This window comes from Streptomyces roseochromogenus subsp. oscitans DS 12.976, from assembly GCF_000497445.1.
GTDB classification, from domain to species: Bacteria; Actinomycetota; Actinomycetes; order Streptomycetales; family Streptomycetaceae; genus Streptomyces; species Streptomyces oscitans.
In genome coordinates, this window is record NZ_CM002285.1 from 8661956 (window position 1) to 8680702 (window position 18747).

Below are 18747 nucleotides of genomic sequence, written 5' to 3' on the forward strand. Positions count from 1 at the left end.
GTGCCGCGTCGGTCTTCGGACTCCGTTGCTGCGGCGCCATGCCCGCGCCCGGCCGCGCGCCGGTGTTCGGCCCCAGCCGCTCCACCCCCGCCCCGCCACTCGGCCCCGTCCGATGCCCCGCCGTGCCCCTGGCCCGCGACCACCCTCAGAACCAAGCGGCGCCTGCCGCCGAGCCGTACGGTGAACGGCGTGTCCGAACGGTCCTCGGCGTGCAGGAGGATCGCGGCCTCGGCCGCCCAGCGGGCGACGGCGCAGCCGAGGCCGGGCGGTGCGAGTCCCAGGGGATCGTGGTCCGGTGACCAGGGGCCGTCGGCGCCCGAACGTGCCCGTAGTTCCCCGGCCCGGCGGGCGTCCCACAGGTGCCGGTGCAGGTCGAGCCGGTAGCGCCGGTTCGGGTGTGGGTGCGGATGGCGGCCGGGCTCCGGCTGTGCCGGATCCCACACCCCGAGGCTGATCCGCTGGCCGGCGTCCGCCCAGGCGGGCGGCGTACGGGCCACGAGATGCAGGGGGCCGGCCCGGCCGGGCCGCTCGTACCGGGCCAGGGTGAGGGTCAGACCGGGGCGCAGCAGCCCGTGGGGCGCGATCCTGGGCATGTTCCAGCGCAGCAGGTCGGGTGCGAGTCCGCGGAGGTCGGCGCGGAGCCGGGCTGCGAGCTCCCGGCCGTGGGCGCGGGCTACGGAGCGCAGATCGAGGTCGACGTCGATCCGGGCCGCGGCGCAGGCACCGGCCCAGTCGCCGGCCGTACGGCGGCCGGTGACGAGCTCGATCATGGACGGTGGCACGGCGTACGTCCGTACGCGCAGCCACAAGGAGAGCCGGGATTCCCCGTACGCGGTGGAAGGGAGCATCAGCGCTCACCTTGCGCGGACGGGACCCCCAATCGCTGAGAGGCGTGAGTCATCATCGCGGGGAGCGTAGCCGCGCGCGGCGCGAGCCGTCATCTGATTTTTCGCGACTCCGACTTCTCCGGGCTCCAGCTTCTCCGCAACTCCACGCGGCCGGCGGGCTGTCGCGTCCGGCACCGGGTGCACGACCGTTGGGGTAAGGTTGCCGTCCGGTCGCGGACGGACGCGGCCCTGATCGCCGAGGAGGTGGGACCCATCACCGCAGTGTCAGCCGGGGTGCTCTCCCCTCAGAACGGCGCGGTGCACCGGCAGCGGTGACCGCAGGAGCGCCCGCAAGGTCTCGCGCTCCCGAAAGGCTCTCGGCCTCCATGCCCTCACCCTCCTCTTCCCTTTCCGCCATCGTCCGCACGCTGCGCGCCGCCGGGTGCGTCTTCGCCGAGGACGAGGCGGAGTTGATCCTCGCCACCGCCCGCACCGCCGGGGAAGTGACCTCGATGGTGGACCGGCGCGTCGCCGGACTCCCGCTCGAACAGGTCCTCGGCTGGGCCCGGTTCCACGGACTGCGCGTGGGGATGGAGCCCGGCGTGTTCGTCCCCCGCCGCCGTACCGAATTCCTGATCGACCAGGCGCTGGCCCAAGCGCCGCGGGCGACCGTGGTCGTCGACCTGTGCTGCGGCTCCGGCGCCCTCGGCGCGGCCCTCGCCGCCGCCCTGGAGGGCGCCGAGGTGCACGCCGCCGACATCGACCCCGCCGCCGTACGCTGTGCCGGGCGCAACCTCGCCCCGTACGGCGGCCTGGCTCACGAGGGCGACCTCTACGACGCGCTGCCCGACGCCCTGCGCGGCCGTGTCGGCATCCTCACCGCCAACGTGCCCTACGTCCCTACCGCCGACCTGCCCCTGCTGCCGGCGGAGGCCCGCGACCACGAACCCCGCGTCGCCCTGGACGGCGGCGCGGACGGCCTGGACGTGCTGCGCCGGGTGGCCGCCGGGGCCGCCGAGTGGCTGGCACCGGGCGGCTGTCTGCTGACCGAGACCAGCGAACGCCAGGCCCCGGCCGCCGTACGAGCCTTCACCGACGCGGGTCTGACGGCTCGTCTGGCGGTGTCGGAGGAGCTGTACGCGCACGTCGTGATCGGCGTACGGCCGTGATCACTGAGGCAGGTGCTGTGCCCTGGCGATGAGCAGGGCGACGTCGTCGTGGTTGTCGGGGTGGTGCAGGGTGCGCAGGAGGAGGTCGCAGGTCTCCTCCAGGGGGCGGGCCGGGTCGTCGAGCAGGGACAGCAGGAAGTCCAGGCGTTCGTCCAGGGAGTGGCAGCGGGTCTCCACCAGCCCGTCGGTGTAGAAGACCAGTTCGTCGCCGGGCTCGAAGTCGACGGTGACGGTGGAGAATCCGACCCCGCCCACGCCCAGCGGCACCCCGGTGGGCAGGTCGAGCAGTTCCGGCGGCCGGCCCTGGCGGACCCGGGCCGGCGGCAGATGGCCGGCGTTGGCGATCCGGCACTGCCGCAGATGCGGATCGTGGACGGCGTACACACAGGTCGCGATGGAGTGGTCCAGGTCCGAGGTCGTCTTGTCCAGGTGCTCCAGCAGCCGCGCCGGGTCGAGGTCGAGGGCGGCCAGCGTGGTCGTCGCCGTGCGCAGCCGGCCCATGGTCGCGGCCGCGCTTATCCCGCTGCCCATCACATCGCCCACCACGAGCGCGGTCTTGCCGCCCCCCAGCGGGATGACGTCGAACCAGTCTCCGCCGACCTCGCTGGTGGCACCGGCGGGCTGATAGCGGGAGGCCACCTCCAGAGCCGTCGTGACCGGCGGACTGCTGGGCAGCAGACTGCGCTGCAGCGTGAGGGCGGTGTTGCGGGCGTTCTGGTACCAGCGCGCGTTGTCGATCTGCACGGCCGCGCGGGAGGCCAGCTCCCGGGCGAGCAGTACGTCGTCCTCGCCGAACGGCTCCGGATTGCGGGTGCGTTTGAGGTCCAGGGCGCCGAGCACCTCGCCGCGCGCGATCAGCGGCACCGCGAGATACGAGTGCAGTCCCGCCCGGGCCAGCAGGTCGGCCGCCTCGGCGGAGCGGGCGATGAGCGGCAGGTCCGCGTCCTTCACCTGCGGCACCAGCACCGCCTCGCCCGAGCGCACGCACTCGGTGACCAGACGGTCGGGGGCATAGCGGGCGATCAGGCCGGGCGGGTCGGCGGCCCGTACGGCGTCGGAGTCGTCCTGCGGCCGCACCGCGAGGGCCCGGATCACCGCCGCCTCCGACGGGCCGAGCGTGCTGGGCCGGCCCTCCACCACCGAGTCCAGCAGGTCCACCGCGGCCACGTCGGCGAGTTCCGGTACCGCTACCTCGGCCAACTCGCAGGCGGTGCGGTCCAGTTCGAGCGTCGTACCGATCCGGGCGGAGGCATCGGCGATGACCGCGAGCCGGCTCCGGGCAGCCTCCGCCTGCAGGGCGGCCCGGTGCTGCTCGGTGATGTCGACCACCGTGACCGCGACACCGAGCACATTGCCCATGGCGTCCTCGAGCCGGTACAGCGAGTGCGCCCAGGTGTGGTCCTCGTCCGGATCGGCGGGGGTACGGCCCACCAGCGTGTTGTCGATCACCGGCACACCGGTGTCCAGCACTCGCCGGGCGTCGGCCAGCATGGGCTCGGAGTTCAGCCTGGGGAGCACCTCGCGCAGGGTCCGTCCCATGTGCTCGGCGGCCGGCACCCCGTTGATCTTCTCCAGGGCCGGGTTGACCGAGACGTACCGCAGCCCGGTGTCCAGGACGGCGTATCCGATCGGCGACTGCTTCACCATCCGCTCGGACAGCGCCACGTCCTGCTCCAGCCGCCGTACGGTCGACTGGTCGGCGGCGAGTCCCAGCGCGTACACGTCACCGCGGTCGTCCAGCAGCCGCATGTTGCGGAACTCCACCAGACGGGTGCTGCCGTCCTTGTGCCGGATCGGGAAGCCGCCCGCCCAGCTCTGCCCGGTGCGCATCACATCGGCGAAGAGCTTGCCGACCAGCTCCCAGTGCCGCTCGTGGACCATGAGCCGGGCGGCGTACTGGCCGAGGGCCTCCCGCGCGCTGTAGCCGAACAGCTCCTCCGCCTGCGGGCTCCACAGCACGATCCGGCCGGTGGTGTCCAGCACCACCGAAGCCACGCCCAGCACGTCGAGCAGACCCCCGGGCCGCACCGGTCCGAGCACGGGCTCACCGCGCTCCGGCACCGGAGCCTCGGCTGCACTCATGCCCTGCACCGCCTTCGCCCGTCCGCATGACACGTCGGCCCCGTGCCGACTCCCCTTGATCCCACGCGCTCAATCCCGACTCTCCGACGCCTCGCCGGTTACCTCCACCATCTCTCACCCCAGCGGTGCACGTCCGCCGAAGCCGGCTCGCCGGGGCCGGACTCCCTTCCCGGACATCCTGCACGCCCGTTCGGCGGACCGGGAGAGTTCACGCTCATGTTGCCGGATTGGTCTGTACATGACTATCACGCCACGCCAGACTGTCCGCCGACCGAGTGTCACCGCCCAACCGCCCTGTGTCCCCATCGCCCGTCTGAGGAGTCGGCCATGCCCGCGTTCGCCCGGCAACGTTGTCACGCAGTTCTCGCCGGACTCGTCACCCTCGCCACCGCCGCCGTCGTGTCCCTCGCCGCACCCGTGCCCGCCTCCGCGGCCGACACCTGGACCGAGACCGGCTCCGACCGCGCCGACCCGCTCACCGAGAGCCAGGGGCTGACCTCCGTCGAGGTCCCGGCGAACAGCCCCAACCGCTACACCGGTATCGGCACCATCCCCCTCAGCGTCTCCAGCCGCGGCTGGAACCACGTCGGCGACCCCGACGCCTCGTACAACGGCTACTACATCGAGCCCTACCAGCAGGATTCCGGCAACTCGAAGATGTACCGGGTACAGGCGCCCGACGGCACCTGGTCGGAGTACGTCCACACGCTGAGCCCCGGCGAGGCCCTGAACAACTCCTGGGACGCGATCTCGCCCGACGGCCAGTGGATGCTCTCCGGCGAGTGGGGCACCATGAACCGCCTGCTGGTCTTCCCGACCCCCGGCGTCAACCCGGGCACCTCGCCCTCGGCGAACCTCCCGCAGGTCTCGAACGTCAACCTGGACCACGCCGTCCGTGACGTCCAGGGCTGTGACTTCTCCGGTCCCACCACGCTGCTGTGCTCCTCCGACGACCCGGACGGCAGCCTCTTCGGCATGACCAAGCCGCTGCTCCAGATCGACCTGTCGGCCCCGCCGAACGGCTCCGGGGACGTCACCGGCCATGTCACGGCCCTGCGTCAGCTGCCGCTGCGCAGCTCCTGCTCCGGCACCTTCGAGGTGGAGGGCATCGACTACGACCGCCGTACCGGCATCCTGCGCGTGATCGTGATGTCGCCCGGCTTCTGCATCCTGACCGACAGCAAGACGTACAAGTTCTCACGCGGCTGAGGTGTGCCGGCCGGCCGGTGGTGCTTTGCTGGGGATGGACGCGGTCCGGCGGGGTGCGCCGGTCCACCGCGGCGCGGCCACGAAAGGAGCGGTCAATGGAACACACGGCACGGTCGCATCCGGAAACCGTCATGGTGGAGATCAGCGGTTCCAAGGAGGACGCCCGCCTCGTCTTCGACGCGCTGAACACCTGCTTCGCGTCCGATCGGAGCCCGGACGAGATCCCGCAGCAGCTCCACGAGGTCCGGCCGATGGTGTGGCTCGGCACGTACGACGTCGCGGAGGAGCATGGGCCGCACTGCCCGCCGGTCCACCTCGGTGCATCCGTCCAGGCGGACGTGCAGGGCGGCTACTGGGCTGTGGACCGGTTCCGGCACACCCTGGACTCGCTGTTCACCGTGGAGGAGACCTGCACGGCCTCGGGCGACCAGGAGCGGGACCTCCATCTGCTGCTGCAGAGCCGCTGACCCGCATCCGTCCTACGGCAGCGCCCCGGCCGGCTCCGCGTCGGCCGGGGCGTACTGCGCCTCGCCGTCGCCGAAGGACCAGTCGACGGACGTGTTCTCGGTGACGGTGACGACCACGTTGTGCGGCTCGGTTCCGGCGCGCTCGTGCACCAGCTCGGCGATCCGCCGGTACAGCGCGCGTTTCTGCTCCGGGGGGCGCCCGGAGCGCATCGTGACGGCCACGAACACCACCGCATCGTCCTTGCGCAGGCCCAGGTAGTCGTCGTAACGCAGGGTGCTGGTGACGCCGTCGTGACCGGTCAGCACCTGGAAACGGTCGTCGGGCGGCACGCCGAGCGTCTCCACCAGGGCGTCCTGGACGGCCCGGCCGAGCGCGTCGAGCCGGGCGGGGTCGGTGCCGAGCGTGTCTATCCGGACGAAGGGCATGGCGAGGCGTCCTTTCGGAGCGGGTGTGGTCGGTTCCGTATGTACATACTAGTAGGTACAGAGTGGCTGGTGTCACCCTCCAGCGGTTGTGCAACTAGTTGCATAAACGGGGGGGCTTCCTCTACAACAAGAGGCGACGACACCGCGCACGGAGGGCCCGATGAGCCGTTACCCGCACCTGATGAGCCCGCTCGACCTGGGCTTCACCACCCTGCCCAACCGCGTCCTCATGGGCTCCATGCACGTCGGCCTGGAGGAGGCCGAGCGCGGCTTCGAGCGGATGGCGGCCTTCTACGCGGCCCGTGCACGCGGCGGCGTGGGCCTCATCGTCACAGGCGGCATCGCGCCCAACGACGAGGGCCGGCCGTACGAGGGCGGCGCCAAGCTCACCACCGAGGCGGAGGCCGAGCAACACAAGGCCGTCACCGGCGCCGTGCACCGCGAGGGCGGCCGGATCGCGCTGCAGATCCTGCACTTCGGGCGGTACGCCTACCATCAGGACCTCGTCGCGCCGAGCCCGCTGCAGGCGCCGATCAGTCCCTTCGTGCCGCGCGAGCTGACCGACGCCGACATCGAGCGCACCATCGACGACTACGCCCGCACCGCCCGCCTCGCCCGGCAGGCCGGCTACGACGGTGTGGAGATCATGGGCTCCGAGGGCTATCTCATCAACGAGTTCATCGCCGCTCGCACCAACCAGCGCACCGACCGCTGGGGCGGCTCGTACGAGAACCGGATGCGCTTCCCCGTCGAGATCGTCAAGCGGGTGCGCGAGGCCGTCGGCGAGGACTTCATCGTCATCTACCGGCTCTCCATGCTGGATCTGGTCCCGGGCGGCTCCTCGCTGGCGGAGGTGATCGCCCTCGGCAAGGCGGTCGAGGCCGCCGGGGCGACGATCATCAACACCGGCATCGGCTGGCACGAGGCCCGTATCCCGACCATCGCCACCTCGGTTCCGCGCGGCGCCTACACCTGGGTCACCAAGAAGCTCATGGGCGAGGTGTCCGTGCCGCTGGTGACCACCAACCGCATCAACACCCCCGAGCTGGCGGAGGAGTTGCTCGCCGAGGGCTGTGCCGACATGGTGTCGATGGCCCGGCCGATGCTCGCCGATCCGGACTTCGTCGCCAAGGCCGCCGCCGGGACGCCGGAGGCCATCAACACCTGCATCGGCTGCAACCAGGCCTGCCTCGACCACACCTTCAGCGGCCAGATCACCTCCTGCCTGGTCAACCCGCGCGCCTGCCACGAGACCGAGCTGGTGCTCTCGCCGACCCGGCTGAAGAAGCGCGTCGCGGTCGTCGGCGCCGGCCCGGCCGGACTCGCCTGCGCGGTCTCCGCCGCCGAACGCGGCCACGAGGTCACGCTCTTCGACGCCGCGAGCGAGGTCGGCGGCCAGCTCAACGTGGCCCGCAAGGTCCCCGGCAAGCAGGAGTTCGACGAGACGCTGCGTTACTTCCGCCACCAGCTCGGCGCGCACGGCGTCGACGTACGCCTCGGCAGCTGGGTCACCGCGGCCGACCTGGACGGTTACGACGAGGTCGTCGTCGCCACCGGCGTCACCCCGCGCACCCCGGACATCCCGGGCGTCGACCACCCCCGCGTCCTCGGCTACCTCGACGTGCTGCAGGGCGGCGCCCCCGTCGGCGACCGGGTCGCCGTACTGGGCGCCGGCGGTATCGGCTTCGATGTCGCCGAGTACCTCACCGACGGCGGCGACAAGGCCAGCGAGGACCCGCGGACGTACTTCCGCGCCTGGGGTGTCGACATGGACTACCAGGAGCCGGGCGGCCTCGCCGCACCGCAGCGGCCCGCTCCGCCGCGCCAGGTCCATCTGCTCCAGCGCAAGACCACCAAGGTCGGCGCGGGCCTCGGCAAGACCACCGGCTGGATCCACCGCGCCGAGCTGAAGCACCGCGGCGTGACCATGGTCCCGGGCGTGCGCTACGACCGGATCGACGACGCCGGCCTGCACATCACCGTCGGCGAGGAGAGCACGGTCCTGGAGGTCGACACGGTGGTCCTGTGCACCGGCCAGGAACCGCGCCGGGACCTGTACGACGAGCTGGCCGCCGCCGGGCGCAGCGTCCATCTGATCGGCGGCGCGGACGTCGCGGCCGAACTGGACGCCAAGCGGGCCATCAAGCAGGGCACCGAGCTGGCGGCGACGCTGTAGGGCGCCTGCCGCACCTCCCTAGGATGAGTCCATGTCACTCCCGCACGCGATCCTCACCGCCCTGCTGGAAAAGCCGTCGTCGGGACTGGAACTGACCCGCCGGTTCGACAAGTCGATCGGCTACTTCTGGTCCGCGACGCACCAGCAGATCTATCGCGAGCTGGGGAGACTGGAGGCCGAGGGGCTCATCCGCACGCTGCCGTCGCAGCAGCCGGCCCGCGGGCAGAAGAAGAGCTACGAGGTCCTGCCCGCGGGCCGCGCCGAACTGGCCCGCTGGACCGCCGCCGCACAGGACCCGAAGCCCCAGCGGGACGTGCTCCTGCTGCGGCTGCGGGCTTCGGCGGTGGTCGGCACGGCGGGCCTGGAAGCGGATCTGCGCCGCCATCTGGAGCTGCACCGGCGGCAGTTGGCCGAGTACCAGGAGATCGAGAAGCGTGACTTCCCGCCGGACCGGGGCGCCCCCGAGGACCGGCTGCGCCACCTCGTGCTGCGGGCCGGCATCGACCTGGAGACCTTCTGGACCCAGTGGCTCACCCACGCCCTTGCGGAGTTCTCCGCACTGCCCGACACCGACTGAGCCCCGCGCTCACAGCAGTTCGGAGTCCGGTACGGCGGTTCGGAGTCGGGTACGGCCGTTCAGAGCCGGTACGGCTTCGAACGGCGGTGCAGACACCACCCCGTGGCGATCATTCCGGTGCTCAGCAGCGCGGCGCCGGTGCCCAGCGTCAGCGGCCCGTGGTCGCGGGCGGCGCCGCCCAGGCCGCCCAGCACCCCACGGGAGGGCGCCGCCGAGGACGTCGACGAGATCGTGGGCGCCGAGGAGGCCTGGCCCGAGGACGCGTGCCCCGAGGACGTCTGTTCCGAAGACGTGTGCCCCGCGGGCGTGACGTTCACCGCCTGGGCGCCCGCCGCGCTGCCGCTGGAGCAGATCACGACCACGGCGTACGTTCCCGGGCTCACCCCTGTCCAGGCCGCGGACTGGCTGACGGACGTGCCCGCCAGGGCCGACTGCCGGCCCTGTGCGAAGTTCGCCTGCCGGCTGGTGAGCAGGGCCGCTCTGCCCCAGCTGCCGTTGATCCGGATGCACGCGCTCGTGACCACCGAGACGGTGGACCCGGAGGTGCTGACGGAGATGCCCGAGGCCGCGGCGGACGGCCCGGCGAGGGAGGTCGGCAGCGCAGCGGCGGCCGCAAGGGCCAGACCGGAGCGGACGAGGAGTCGCGAGGTGTGCATGGGCTGGCCTCCGGCGGCACGGTCGGCGGTACGTCCCATGCGCCGCCGGGGGTCGGGAAACGTCCGTGCTGCCTGGGCAGCAGCCAACGTGGCCGGGGGTGGGCCCGCACCCGGGAGACACCCGGCCAGGTGACGATTTCCTTCGACCGGCGCAGGGCGGAACGCCGTCGGGTTGCGCCCGTCAGCCGCCTGTGGTCACCGTCCGCTCCGCCGACCAGCCGCCCCAGGTGCCGTCGGGCAGCCGGGCCCGCAGCCGCACCCGGTGTTTCTCTCCCGCGCTCCGGCCGACGTAGAAGCTGTAGCTCGCCCGGCCGGGCGGGGGCGTGCCGCCCCAGACCAGTGAGGTGGCCGAGGTGCCGTCCAGCTGGATCCCGTACTCGGTGATCACTCCGTCCACCTGCGGCGGGTCCCAGGACAGGTCGATGTAGCAGGCCCCGTCGGCCCGGTGGGTCCGCGCGGTGAACCCCGTGGGCGCGGTGCTGCGGCCGTCGTCGCTGCCCGGGGTGGTGAGGCGGACCGGGGCGCTCGCGGGGGAGAGGTTGCCGGCGGCGTCGCGGGCCCGCACCGTGAAGACGTAGCCGGTGCCCGGGCGCAGCCCGGTGACCACGGTCGCGGTCTGGTTCCCGCCGACGCTGTGGATCTTCGCCCCGCCCTGGTACACGTCGTACGACACCACACCCCGGTCGTCCCGGGACGCGCCCCAGGACAGCTGGACCTCCCGGCTGCCGACGGCCCGCCCGGCGGGTGTCGACGGCCGGGTCGGTGCCGAGCGGTCCGCCGCCACCATGGCCGGTGTCCGCGCCCGCACCGCCCGGCTGGGCGGGCCGAGCCGGCCCTCGGTGTCCCGGGCTCGCACGGTGAAGGCATACATGGTCGACGGCCTGAGCCTGGTGACGTCCACCATGTGCTGCGAACCCGGCACTTCCTCGACCTTCGTGGTGCCGCGATATACCTCATAGAGACGGATACCCGGGGTGTCCGGCACCTCGTTCCACATCACATGCACGCTCGTGGCACTGCCCGCCTGCGCGGTGACCCCGGTCGGCGCACCGGGCGCCCGGCCTTCGTCGCCGTCGGCCCGGCCCCAGCCGCAGGACGCGACCAGCAACAGGGCCCCGCAGACCGGTAGGAGCGGCCAGGCAACGCGTCGCAAGGCTCCGCCTCCCCGGGGACGGTGGCATAGGCATCACGTAAAAGTCCGGACCAATATGGCGCGGTGGGTGCGGCGTCGGCAAGAGGGCCGCGTGGGTCCCCGGTTGACGGTCCGCGTCCTTGGCCGGTGCGAGGCCTCATGGTGGTGACCATCTCCGGACGTTACGTATGCTGAGGCTCCCTACGGCTGAACTACCCGAGAAAACAGGGCAGTTCATGCCTGTGGCGCGGACACGCTGTCGTCGCCGATCCCGCGCCGGCGCGGGCGGCCGGGGGATCCGGACCGGCTTCGGCCCGGATCCCCCGGCCCCTGTTGTCGCTGTGCTGCCACTGCTCCCACTTCATCTGCTAATAGAATTAGTCTTGTTGTCCCTCACGGGGTGTCAGAAGCGTGCTCCATCCGGCCTCTTCGGAGCGGCCCGGACGCCCGATGGCGCCGATGCGCACCAGAGTGGGCGGGATGTCCGCCCCGCAGGGGCCGGACATCGCGTCCTGTCCCCGACGAGAGGCCCTTTGTCGTGCGTGTCCCCGCCCTGACGCTGGCCGCGGCCGGTGCCACCCTGCTCGCCCCGGCCGCGCTGCCCGTCCCGGCCGCCGCCGCTCATCCCCGGGACCGGCCCGCGGCCCGCAGCGAAGGCGGCGTCGCCGCCGCCGACTTGCTGGCCCGGCTGAGCGATTGCCAGGAGATCTCCCACGGCCGGTACAGCACCGACGAGGGCAGCCCCGCGAACGTACCCGTCTGCGGAACCCAGGACGCCGTCTTCTGGAAGGCCGACCTGGACATCGACTGCGACGGACAGCCCGGCGCCCGCTGCAACCCCAGTACCGACCCGCAGTTCGCCCCGACGACCGCCTACCAGCAGTCCGACGGCCGCTATCTGAACGCCGAGACCCTGCCCTACATCGTCGTCCCGGCCCCGAGCCCCATCTGGAACCCCGAAGCGGACGGCGTGCGGGGCGGATCCGTGGCCGCCGTCGTCTACCGGGACCAGGTGCAGTACGCCGTGGTCGGCGACACCGGCCCCGGCGACGTCATCGGCGAGGCCTCGTACGCCACCGCCCAGGGCCTCGGCCTGCGGCCCGACCCGAACGGCGGCGGAGCGCCCTCCGATGTCACCTACATCGTCTTCAAGAACTCCCGCGTGGACCCCATCGAGGACCACCCGGCGGCGGTGGCCGAAGGGGAGCGGCTGGCCAGGGCGTTCGTCGCGCGGCAATGACCAGCAGGACCCCGTGGCCGTCACACCTTGCGGTAGCCGTACGCCTCCGTCGCCGCTGCCTCGACCGCGTCCAGGTCGGCACCGGTGGCGGCGGTGACCACCGCGGCCACCGCGCCCTCCAGGAACGGCGCGTCCACCAGCCGTGTGCCGTCCGGCAGTTCGTCGCCCTCGGCGAGCAGCGCCTTCACGGTGAGCACGGCACTGCCGAGGTCGGTGAGCACCGCGACGCCGACGCCCCGGTCCACCGCGGCCGCAGCCGCGGAGATCAGCTCGGCGCTGGTGCCGAGCCCGCCGCCCTCGGTGCCTCCCGCCGGGGCCACGGGCACCGCCGGGGCCCCGCCCGCCAGCCCCTTCGCCAGCTCGGCGACCGAAGCGGCCACCTCCGCGCTGTGCGACACCAGTACGATCCCGACCAGCTTCTCGCTCACCGTCAGCCCTCCGCCGCTTCTTCGAGCGCGGCGATCAGCAGCGCCGACGAAGTCGCCCCGGGGTCCTGGTGGCCGATGCTGCGCGCGCCGAGATAACTCGCCCGTCCCTTGCGGGCCTGCAGCGGGATGGTGGCCACCGCGCCCTCCTCGGCGGCGGCCCGCGCGGCGGCGAAGCCGTCGGCGAGCGCGTCCACGGCCGGCACCAGAGCGTCGATCATGGTCTTGTCGCCGGGGGCCGCCCCGCCGAGCGCCATCACCCCGTCCACGCCCGAGCGCAGCGCCTCGGCCAGCTGATCCGCACCGACCTCGGGGGCATCGCCGAGTGCCTTGCCGGTCCGGCGCAGCAGCGTGCCGTACAACGGCCCGGACGCGCCGCCGACGGTCGAGATGAGCTGCCGGCCGGCGAGGGTCAGCACGGCGCCCGGGGTGCCCGGCGCCTCCTTCTCCAGGGCCGCCGTCACGGCCCTGAAGCCGCGCTGCAGATTGCTGCCGTGATCGGCGTCCCCGATGGGCGAGTCGAGGGCGGTCAGGTGCTCCGCCTCACGGTCGACGGACGCGGCGGTCGCCGCCATCCAACGGCGGAAGAAGTCGGCGTCGAGCACTGGATCTCCTTGCGTGACAGGGGTGTTGACCGGCGTGGTACGGGTGTCGCCTCGTGCGCCGTATCACATCCCCCAGCGCAGCGCCGGGGTCTTCACCGGCGCGTCCCACAGCCGCAGGAGTTCCTCGTCGACCTGGCAGAGCGTCACCGAGGCACCCGCCATGTCCAGCGACGTGACGTAGTTGCCGACGAGCGTGCGGGCCACGGCCACCTCGCGCTCGCGCAACACCCGCTGCACCTCGGCGTTGAAGCCGAACAGCTCCAGCAGCGGGGTGGCGCCCATGCCGTTGACCAGCACCAGCACGGGGTTGCGCGGCGGCAAGTCCTCCAGGAGCGCGTTCACCGCGAAGTCGGCGATCTCCCCGGAGGTCATCATCGCCCGCCGCTCGCGGCCCGGCTCGCCGTGGATGCCGATGCCCAACTCCAGCTCGCCGTCCGGCAGATCGAAGGTCGGGGTGCCCTTCGCCGGCGTCGTACAGGCGCTGAGAGCCACGCCGAAGCTGCGCGAGTTCTCGTTCACCTGACGGCCGATGGCCTCGACCCGTTCCAGCGGCTGCCCCTCGGCGGCCGCGGCGCCCGCGATCTTCTCCACGAACAGGGTCGCGCCGGTGCCGCGCCGGCCCGCCGTGTAGAGGCTGTCGGTGACCGCCACGTCGTCGTTCACCAGCACCTTGGCGACCTGGATGCCCTCGTCCTCGGCCAGTTCGGCCGCCATGTCGAAGTTCAGTACGTCACCGGTGTAGTTCTTCACGACGAACAGCACCCCGGCTCCGCTGTCCACGGCGGCCGCGGCACGTGCCATCTGGTCCGGCACCGGTGAGGTGAACACCTCGCCGGGACACGCGGCGGAGAGCATGCCCGGGCCGACGAACCCGCCGTGCAGCGGCTCGTGCCCCGACCCGCCGCCGGACACCAGCGCGACCTGCCCGGCCACCGGAGCGTCCCGGCGGACGATCACCCGGTTCTCCACGTCCACGGTCAGGTCGGGATACGCGGCCGCCATCCCGCGCAGCGCGTCCGCCACAACGGTCTCGGGCACGTTGATGAGCATCTTCATGCGTATCTCCTAGCACGCTTAGTAGGCGAGTTGGCCGGCGAGTCCCCGACCGGTGACTTCCCGGTCATCGGGTCCCCTGGGGTCGCCTCGGGCGGGTGGACGGAAGCCTCGCTCATCAGTATCGGCCTTGCGGCAGCGAAGGTCATGTGTGCCGCGGCTTCCCGTTCGCGGCGCGGGTGCGTGTACCCGGTGAAGCGGACGGTGTGGGGTACCCGGGAACAACGGGAACCGAGGACGACCAGGGAGTACGACCAGGAAGGAGAGTCGACCGATCATGCGTATCGCGTTTCTGACAGCGCCCGAAGGCGTCGAACAGGTGGAGCTCACCGAGCCCTGGCAGGCGGCTCTCGCCGCCGGACACGATCCGATGCTGGTGTCGACCAAGTCCGGGAAGGTGCAGGCCTTCCACCACCTCGACAAGGCGGACACGTTCACGGTGGACCAGGTCGTCGGCGACGTGTCCGCGGACTCCTTCGGCGGCCTGGTGCTGCCGGGCGGGGTCGCCAACCCGGACTTCCTGCGGATGAACGACAAGGCTGTCGCGTTCGTGAAGGGCTTCTTCGACTCGGGGCGGCCGGTCGCCGCGATCTGTCACGCGCCCTGGACGCTGGTCGAGGCCGACGCGGTCCGGGGCCGGACGCTGACCTCGTGGCCGAGCCTGCGGACCGACATCCGCAACGCGGGCGGCACCTGGGTCGACGAGCAGGTCACCATCTGCGACCACGGCCCCAACACGCTGGTCACCAGCCGCAAGCCGGGCGATCTGAAGGCGTTCTGCGAGGCGTACCTGGACGTGTTCGAGAAGGAGGCGGCGCGGTGACGAGCAGGGCTCCCGCTCCCAAGGACGAACAGCAGAGACGTCACGGCAAGCCCTTCGCGGGAACCGGCGTGGCCGCTCCACTTGCTCCGACGGCATTCTCCGGTGAACTCGGCAGGAGATGAACGCCATGGCCGGGACAGGAACCGCGGTCCAAGACGGACAGCACGGCCAGGGACATGACGCGACACCCTTCCTCCCGGGCCCGCGCGCGGGCCTGCCCGGGCTGCGGAAGGCGGCCGCGCGGTGTCAGGGCTGCCCGCTGTACCGGGCGGCGACCCAGACGGTGTTCGGTGAAGGCGACCCGGACGCACGCGTCCTGCTCCTCGGCGAGCAGCCCGGGGACCAGGAGGACCGGCAGGGCAGACCGTTCGTCGGCCCCGCGGGCAAGGTGCTGAGGCGAGCCCTCGCGGACGCGGGCATCGATCCGGAACGGGTCTATGTCACCAACGTGGTCAAGCACTTCAAGTTCACGATTGCCGAAGGCCGTAAACGCCGTATCCACAAGGCTCCGACCCTGCGCGAGATGACGGCCTGCCGGCCCTGGCTGGAGGCCGAACTGCGGGTCGTGTCACCCGAGGTGATCGTCGCGCTCGGCGGGACGGCGGGCAAGGCTCTGCTCGGCCCGGGCTTCCGGGTGACGGAGCAGCGCGGCGCCCTGCTGCCTTGGCCCGGCCTCGACGAGACCGGCGACGCGGCCGGGACGGGCGGGGCCGACAAGGCCATCAGCGGGCTGGTGGCCACCATCCACCCGTCCGCCGTCCTGCGCGCCGACGACCGTACGGCGGTCTACGACGGCCTGGTCGCCGATCTGCGTCTCGTGGCGGACGTCCTCGCGGACGGCGCGGACGGCGATCGACGCGCCCGGGGAGCCGAGGGCCGGACACCATCCAGATGATCACGCCGCGGTGTGGCCTTGGAGGGCCTTGATCAGCTCGCCGCGGTTCATCTTCGACCGGCCCCTGATGTCCGCCTCGGCCGCCCGCTCACAGAGCTCGTCTTTCGAGAGCGACGAGAGGGACGAGAGCGACGGGAGGGACCAGAGGGGTGAGAGCGACGAGAGGGGCGAGAGGGTGAGGAGCGCGCCCCGGTGTCGTCTCGTCGCGCCGGTCGGGCGGCAGGTCCGGTACGGCGCCGGGATCGTGTACTCGTCCGCGCGTTCCAGCGCGGTCCGCAGCAGCTGATACACCTTCAGGTACTCCTTGTCCCGTGGGGCGACACAGTACGTGCGGCCGAAGTGGACGGATCCGATGCCGGGAGGTAAGCGTGCTCCTCGCGCATCAGCTGAGCCATCCGCCCGTCCAGGGCCTCCAGTTGGGCGGGCGAACAGCGTTCCAGCAGCCGGGGTACGTCGTAGGCGGCGCGGCAGATGTCGTCGTAACCGAGGACGAGCAGGGACTGGCGCGCGGCACCGGGACGAGGCCGGGTTCGGCACGCGGCACGGTCACCCGGACCGGCCAGGCTCGTACCTTCTCCGTGCGACAGGACAGGGGCCCCTGAACCGTGCACACCTCGATCGCACGGACGCCGGCCTCGACATCGCGCGGAACCACGACGCCGATCGGCGCCCGCCGGTAGTTGGAGCCGTCCGTGAAGCAGGCGCCCTGGTGCCCGGGTCGAAGCGGACCTCGGCGTCGGTCTCCCGGCGCAGAGCCGCGACCGGCCCGGCCTCGTCCACGGGGGCTGCGCGTTCCTCGCCCGCACGAGGAGTCCCGGCCAGGGTCAGGCCAGTACTCCTGCGGAGGCCATGAGGATCGTGGAGCGAGCCTGATGCCGGCGCTCGTAGTCCAGCACCCGCCGGGTGACCCGCTCTGAGGCCTCACCGAGGCGCTTGCGGATCTCGTCCTCGTGCATGCCGTCGTAACCGGGCCACGGCTCGGGTCCGAGCAGGTCCGCGATCCTGCCGAGGATCGTGGGACGTGCCGCGTGAGAACGCTCGTAGGCGCCGACCGTGGCGAGATCCGTCTGGGGCAGCTGCGGCAGCCGGTCGAGGATCATCCCGGCGCTGAGCCGCCGGTAGTCGGAGATCGGCAGTTCCGCTTCCGACATGAGGGCTCCGTCCGGCGTACCCCGGAGCCGGTCCGCTCCCGGCATGCGCTCGGCCGTTTCCCGTAGCCAGCGGCTCCATTCGCGCAGCGCGCGGGCGGCGCCGACGACGGCCGGGCGCTCGGCGGCCAAGACCGCCGCCTCGGCATGCCGCTCCAGGCTGTTGCCGATCTCTTCCAGCGTCTCCTCGCCGTCGTGGCGAATCGAGCGCAGCAGATCCGAGCTGATGGCGTCCTGCGCCTTTTCGGCGATCCGCTCGGCTGCGCGGCAGACCGCCACCCCGAGGGCGGTGACCGCGTACTCGTCCTGGGCGTTCCTGAGCATCTGCTGCCGCGTCGCCGTTCCCCGGCCCCACACCAGGGCGTTCGGGACGGCCCGGGCCGTTTCCAGGGACAGCCGCGCCGCCTGTTCGGTGAAGCGCAGAACATTCCCGGCAACCGTCTGTACGAGCCCTCGGGGGTTCAGGGAGTTCAGCCGTTCGTCGAGGAGGTACACATGGCCCCGGGCGTCCCCCATACGGCGCTCCATGATCTCCCGGTACTCCCCGGCGGGGGTCACGGCGATATGGGCTCTGAAACGGCCGGCGAGCGCCGCTTCGGCCTCACGGACCTCGCGCAGTGCCTGAACAAGCATGTCTGTAGCCACGGTCATCACGTTTCCTTCGGCTGGTGCGATGCTCGCAACGAACGGACCGGCAGACGGCCGGCCCGGCCTCCCTACGGTGTCCCGAAACGAGCGCCCCCGCATCTTGCGGAGCGCCGATGGAGCCGTGCCGGGTGTTTCCGCGCGTACACATGTGCGCCCGGTCAGCGCGCTGCCCGGCGATGCGTCACCACCCGGCGGTCGTCGCACAGAGGGCCGCGACGATGCAGCTGCTCTCCGGCGGCCGGTTCAGGCTGGGGCTGGGCTCCGGAGAGAACCTCAACGAGCGTGTCATGGGCGGTGGTTGGCCCTGCGTCGACGTACGCCAGGAGATGCTCGCCGAGGCGATCGAGATCATCCGGGCGCAGTTCGGCGGCTGGGAGGTGAACGCCGGTGGCGGACTCGATCCCCTGCGGGGGCCGACCTGGAGGTCTTGGCCGAGGCTGTACGCCGCTACGTCGAGGCGGGCTTCACCGAGATCGCCCTCGTCCAGATCGGCGACGCCGCGCAGTTGCCGTACCTCGACTGGGCGGAGAGGACACTGCTGCCCGCGCTGCGCGCGCTGTGTGAGCTCTGGGCGTAGGAGGTGCCGTTGCCGTGGGCGAAGGGGAGACATCTCACCCGTACATCTCACCCGTACATCTCCCCCGTGCGGCGGTATGCCGGCTGAATCGCCCGGGGTGCGACACGCCCGAGGCGAATCGTTGCGTCAGGGGCGGGGCGGAGGCACAGTGAAGCCCCGGTCAAGACGCGGCTGGCTGATCCTTCCCCACCCAGGAAGTCCGATCCCCATGGAAAACGGCCAGCTGTCGCGTACCCGGGGCCGCCCCGGCCGCCCCCCTCTGCTGTGCACGCAGACCGTGCACGCGCACCGGCTCGAGACCGGCGCGGTCAGCATCCCGAAGGCCCGGGGCACGGTCGACGCCTCCAGCATCATGGAGTTCTCCGAAGCGGTTGCCGAGCACATCGCCCATGCCGACCGGGCCGGCGAACTCCTCGTGCTGGGCATGACCGAGGCCCGCCTCGCCTGCGCGGCCGCGGCGCGGGCCGTGGGCCGGGCGACCGGGATCCTCGCCTTCTCCGGCCGCGTCCTGCCCGTCGTACAGCCCAGGCCGCACGTGCGGGAGGCGCTCCGCACCGCGGGAGTGCCGGGCGTCCGGGCCTACGCCACGATGGCGTCCGCCCTGGCCGCCCC

The 18747-nt window shown here is 72.1% G+C and carries 19 protein-coding genes and 3 pseudogenes; 11 read left to right on the top strand and 11 right to left on the bottom strand.

Features of this window, described 5'->3' with window-relative positions:
- A pseudogene (locus M878_RS87205) lies at window positions 1–848 on the bottom strand (hypothetical protein); the annotation flags it as partial.
- A 365-nt stretch (window positions 849–1213) separates the two neighbouring features.
- Between M878_RS87205 and M878_RS87210 the strand changes: the two are divergent.
- Complete coding sequence (locus M878_RS87210; RefSeq protein ID WP_023552948.1) at window positions 1214–1996, top strand: putative protein N(5)-glutamine methyltransferase; 783 nt, start codon at window positions 1214–1216, stop codon at window positions 1994–1996.
- Here M878_RS87210 and M878_RS87215 read toward each other — a convergent pair whose 3' ends face one another.
- On the bottom strand, window positions 1997–4078 hold the full coding sequence (locus M878_RS87215) for a SpoIIE family protein phosphatase (RefSeq protein WP_031226969.1): 2082 nt from the start codon (window positions 4076–4078) through the stop codon (window positions 1997–1999).
- Window positions 4079–4405: 327 nt separating this feature from the next.
- Here M878_RS87215 and M878_RS87220 point away from each other — a divergent pair, with 327 nt between their 5' ends.
- Window positions 4406–5287 (top strand): hypothetical protein, encoded by an 882-nt coding sequence (locus M878_RS87220; RefSeq protein WP_023552950.1) that lies wholly within the window; start codon window positions 4406–4408, stop codon window positions 5285–5287.
- Between the two features lie 95 nt (window positions 5288–5382).
- Window positions 5383–5754, top strand: coding sequence for a hypothetical protein (locus tag M878_RS87225; RefSeq protein WP_023552951.1), 372 nt, complete (start codon window positions 5383–5385; stop codon window positions 5752–5754).
- Window positions 5755–5766: 12 nt separating this feature from the next.
- Here the strand turns inward: M878_RS87225 and M878_RS87230 are convergent, their stop codons facing one another.
- The gene (locus M878_RS87230) at window positions 5767–6180 is read right to left on the bottom strand and encodes a tautomerase family protein (protein WP_023552952.1); all 414 of its coding nucleotides are present in this window, start codon (window positions 6178–6180) and stop codon (window positions 5767–5769) included.
- A 160-nt stretch (window positions 6181–6340) separates the two neighbouring features.
- On the opposite strand from M878_RS87230, the gene M878_RS87235 reads away from it, so the two are divergent.
- On the top strand, window positions 6341–8356 hold the full coding sequence (locus tag M878_RS87235) for an NADPH-dependent 2,4-dienoyl-CoA reductase (protein WP_023552953.1): 2016 nt from the start codon (window positions 6341–6343) through the stop codon (window positions 8354–8356).
- A 31-nt stretch (window positions 8357–8387) separates the two neighbouring features.
- Window positions 8388–8933: a PadR family transcriptional regulator gene (locus M878_RS87240; protein WP_023552954.1), complete on the top strand. Its 546-nt coding sequence runs from the start codon at window positions 8388–8390 to the stop codon at window positions 8931–8933.
- A 59-nt stretch (window positions 8934–8992) separates the two neighbouring features.
- Here the strand turns inward: M878_RS87240 and M878_RS87245 are convergent, their stop codons facing one another.
- Complete coding sequence (locus tag M878_RS87245; RefSeq protein WP_031226971.1) at window positions 8993–9589, bottom strand: hypothetical protein; 597 nt, start codon at window positions 9587–9589, stop codon at window positions 8993–8995.
- Window positions 9590–9770: 181 nt separating this feature from the next.
- Window positions 9771–10742 (bottom strand): fibronectin type III domain-containing protein, encoded by a 972-nt coding sequence (locus tag M878_RS87250; RefSeq protein WP_031226973.1) that lies wholly within the window; start codon window positions 10740–10742, stop codon window positions 9771–9773.
- Window positions 10743–11259: 517 nt separating this feature from the next.
- Between M878_RS87250 and M878_RS87255 the strand changes: the two genes are divergently transcribed.
- On the top strand, window positions 11260–11961 hold the full coding sequence (locus tag M878_RS87255) for a glycoside hydrolase family 75 protein (protein WP_023552957.1): 702 nt from the start codon (window positions 11260–11262) through the stop codon (window positions 11959–11961).
- 20 nt (window positions 11962–11981) lie between these two features.
- Here the strand turns inward: M878_RS87255 and M878_RS87260 are convergent, their stop codons facing one another.
- The 3 genes from M878_RS87260 to dhaK form a co-directional block, all read right to left on the bottom strand.
- Window positions 11982–12389, bottom strand: coding sequence for a PTS-dependent dihydroxyacetone kinase phosphotransferase subunit DhaM (locus tag M878_RS87260; protein ID WP_023552958.1), 408 nt, complete (start codon window positions 12387–12389; stop codon window positions 11982–11984).
- Between the two features lie 2 nt (window positions 12390–12391).
- On the bottom strand, window positions 12392–12991 hold the full coding sequence (gene dhaL, locus M878_RS87265; protein WP_023552959.1) for a dihydroxyacetone kinase subunit DhaL: 600 nt from the start codon (window positions 12989–12991) through the stop codon (window positions 12392–12394).
- 63 nt (window positions 12992–13054) lie between these two features.
- On the bottom strand, window positions 13055–14047 hold the full coding sequence (dhaK, locus tag M878_RS87270; protein ID WP_023552960.1) for a dihydroxyacetone kinase subunit DhaK: 993 nt from the start codon (window positions 14045–14047) through the stop codon (window positions 13055–13057).
- A 274-nt stretch (window positions 14048–14321) separates the two neighbouring features.
- Between dhaK and M878_RS87275 the strand changes: the two genes are divergently transcribed.
- A complete protein-coding gene (locus tag M878_RS87275; protein ID WP_023552961.1) occupies window positions 14322–14867 on the top strand; it encodes a type 1 glutamine amidotransferase domain-containing protein in 546 nt (181 codons plus the stop codon).
- A 127-nt stretch (window positions 14868–14994) separates the two neighbouring features.
- Window positions 14995–15762 carry a UdgX family uracil-DNA binding protein gene (locus M878_RS87280; protein ID WP_051430339.1) on the top strand — a complete coding sequence of 256 codons (768 nt, stop codon included), beginning with the start codon at window positions 14995–14997 and terminating at the stop codon, window positions 15760–15762.
- Here M878_RS87280 and M878_RS98620 read toward each other — a convergent pair whose 3' ends face one another.
- The 3 genes and pseudogenes from M878_RS98620 to M878_RS87295 form a co-directional block, all read right to left on the bottom strand.
- Entirely contained in the window at window positions 15763–16053 is a 291-nt protein-coding gene (locus M878_RS98620; protein ID WP_023552963.1) for a hypothetical protein, read from the bottom strand. It lies immediately after the preceding gene.
- A 68-nt stretch (window positions 16054–16121) separates the two neighbouring features.
- Window positions 16122–16312 (bottom strand): annotated as a pseudogene (locus M878_RS000000102025) (hypothetical protein); the annotation flags it as partial.
- Window positions 16313–16586: 274 nt separating this feature from the next.
- Window positions 16587–17561, bottom strand: coding sequence for a hypothetical protein (locus tag M878_RS87295; RefSeq protein WP_158692836.1), 975 nt, complete (start codon window positions 17559–17561; stop codon window positions 16587–16589).
- A gap of 215 nt (window positions 17562–17776) precedes the next feature.
- Here M878_RS87295 and M878_RS000000101555 point away from each other — a divergent pair.
- The 3 genes and pseudogenes from M878_RS000000101555 to M878_RS49885 form a co-directional block, all read left to right on the top strand.
- Window positions 17777–17956: pseudogene (locus tag M878_RS000000101555) on the top strand (LLM class flavin-dependent oxidoreductase); the annotation flags it as partial.
- Between the two features lie 29 nt (window positions 17957–17985).
- Window positions 17986–18135 carry a hypothetical protein gene (locus M878_RS000000101560; protein WP_023552966.1) on the top strand — a complete coding sequence of 50 codons (150 nt, stop codon included), beginning with the start codon at window positions 17986–17988 and terminating at the stop codon, window positions 18133–18135.
- 208 nt (window positions 18136–18343) lie between these two features.
- A partial coding sequence (locus tag M878_RS49885; RefSeq protein ID WP_051430153.1) for a hypothetical protein occupies window positions 18344–18747 on the top strand: 404 nt, incomplete at its 3' end.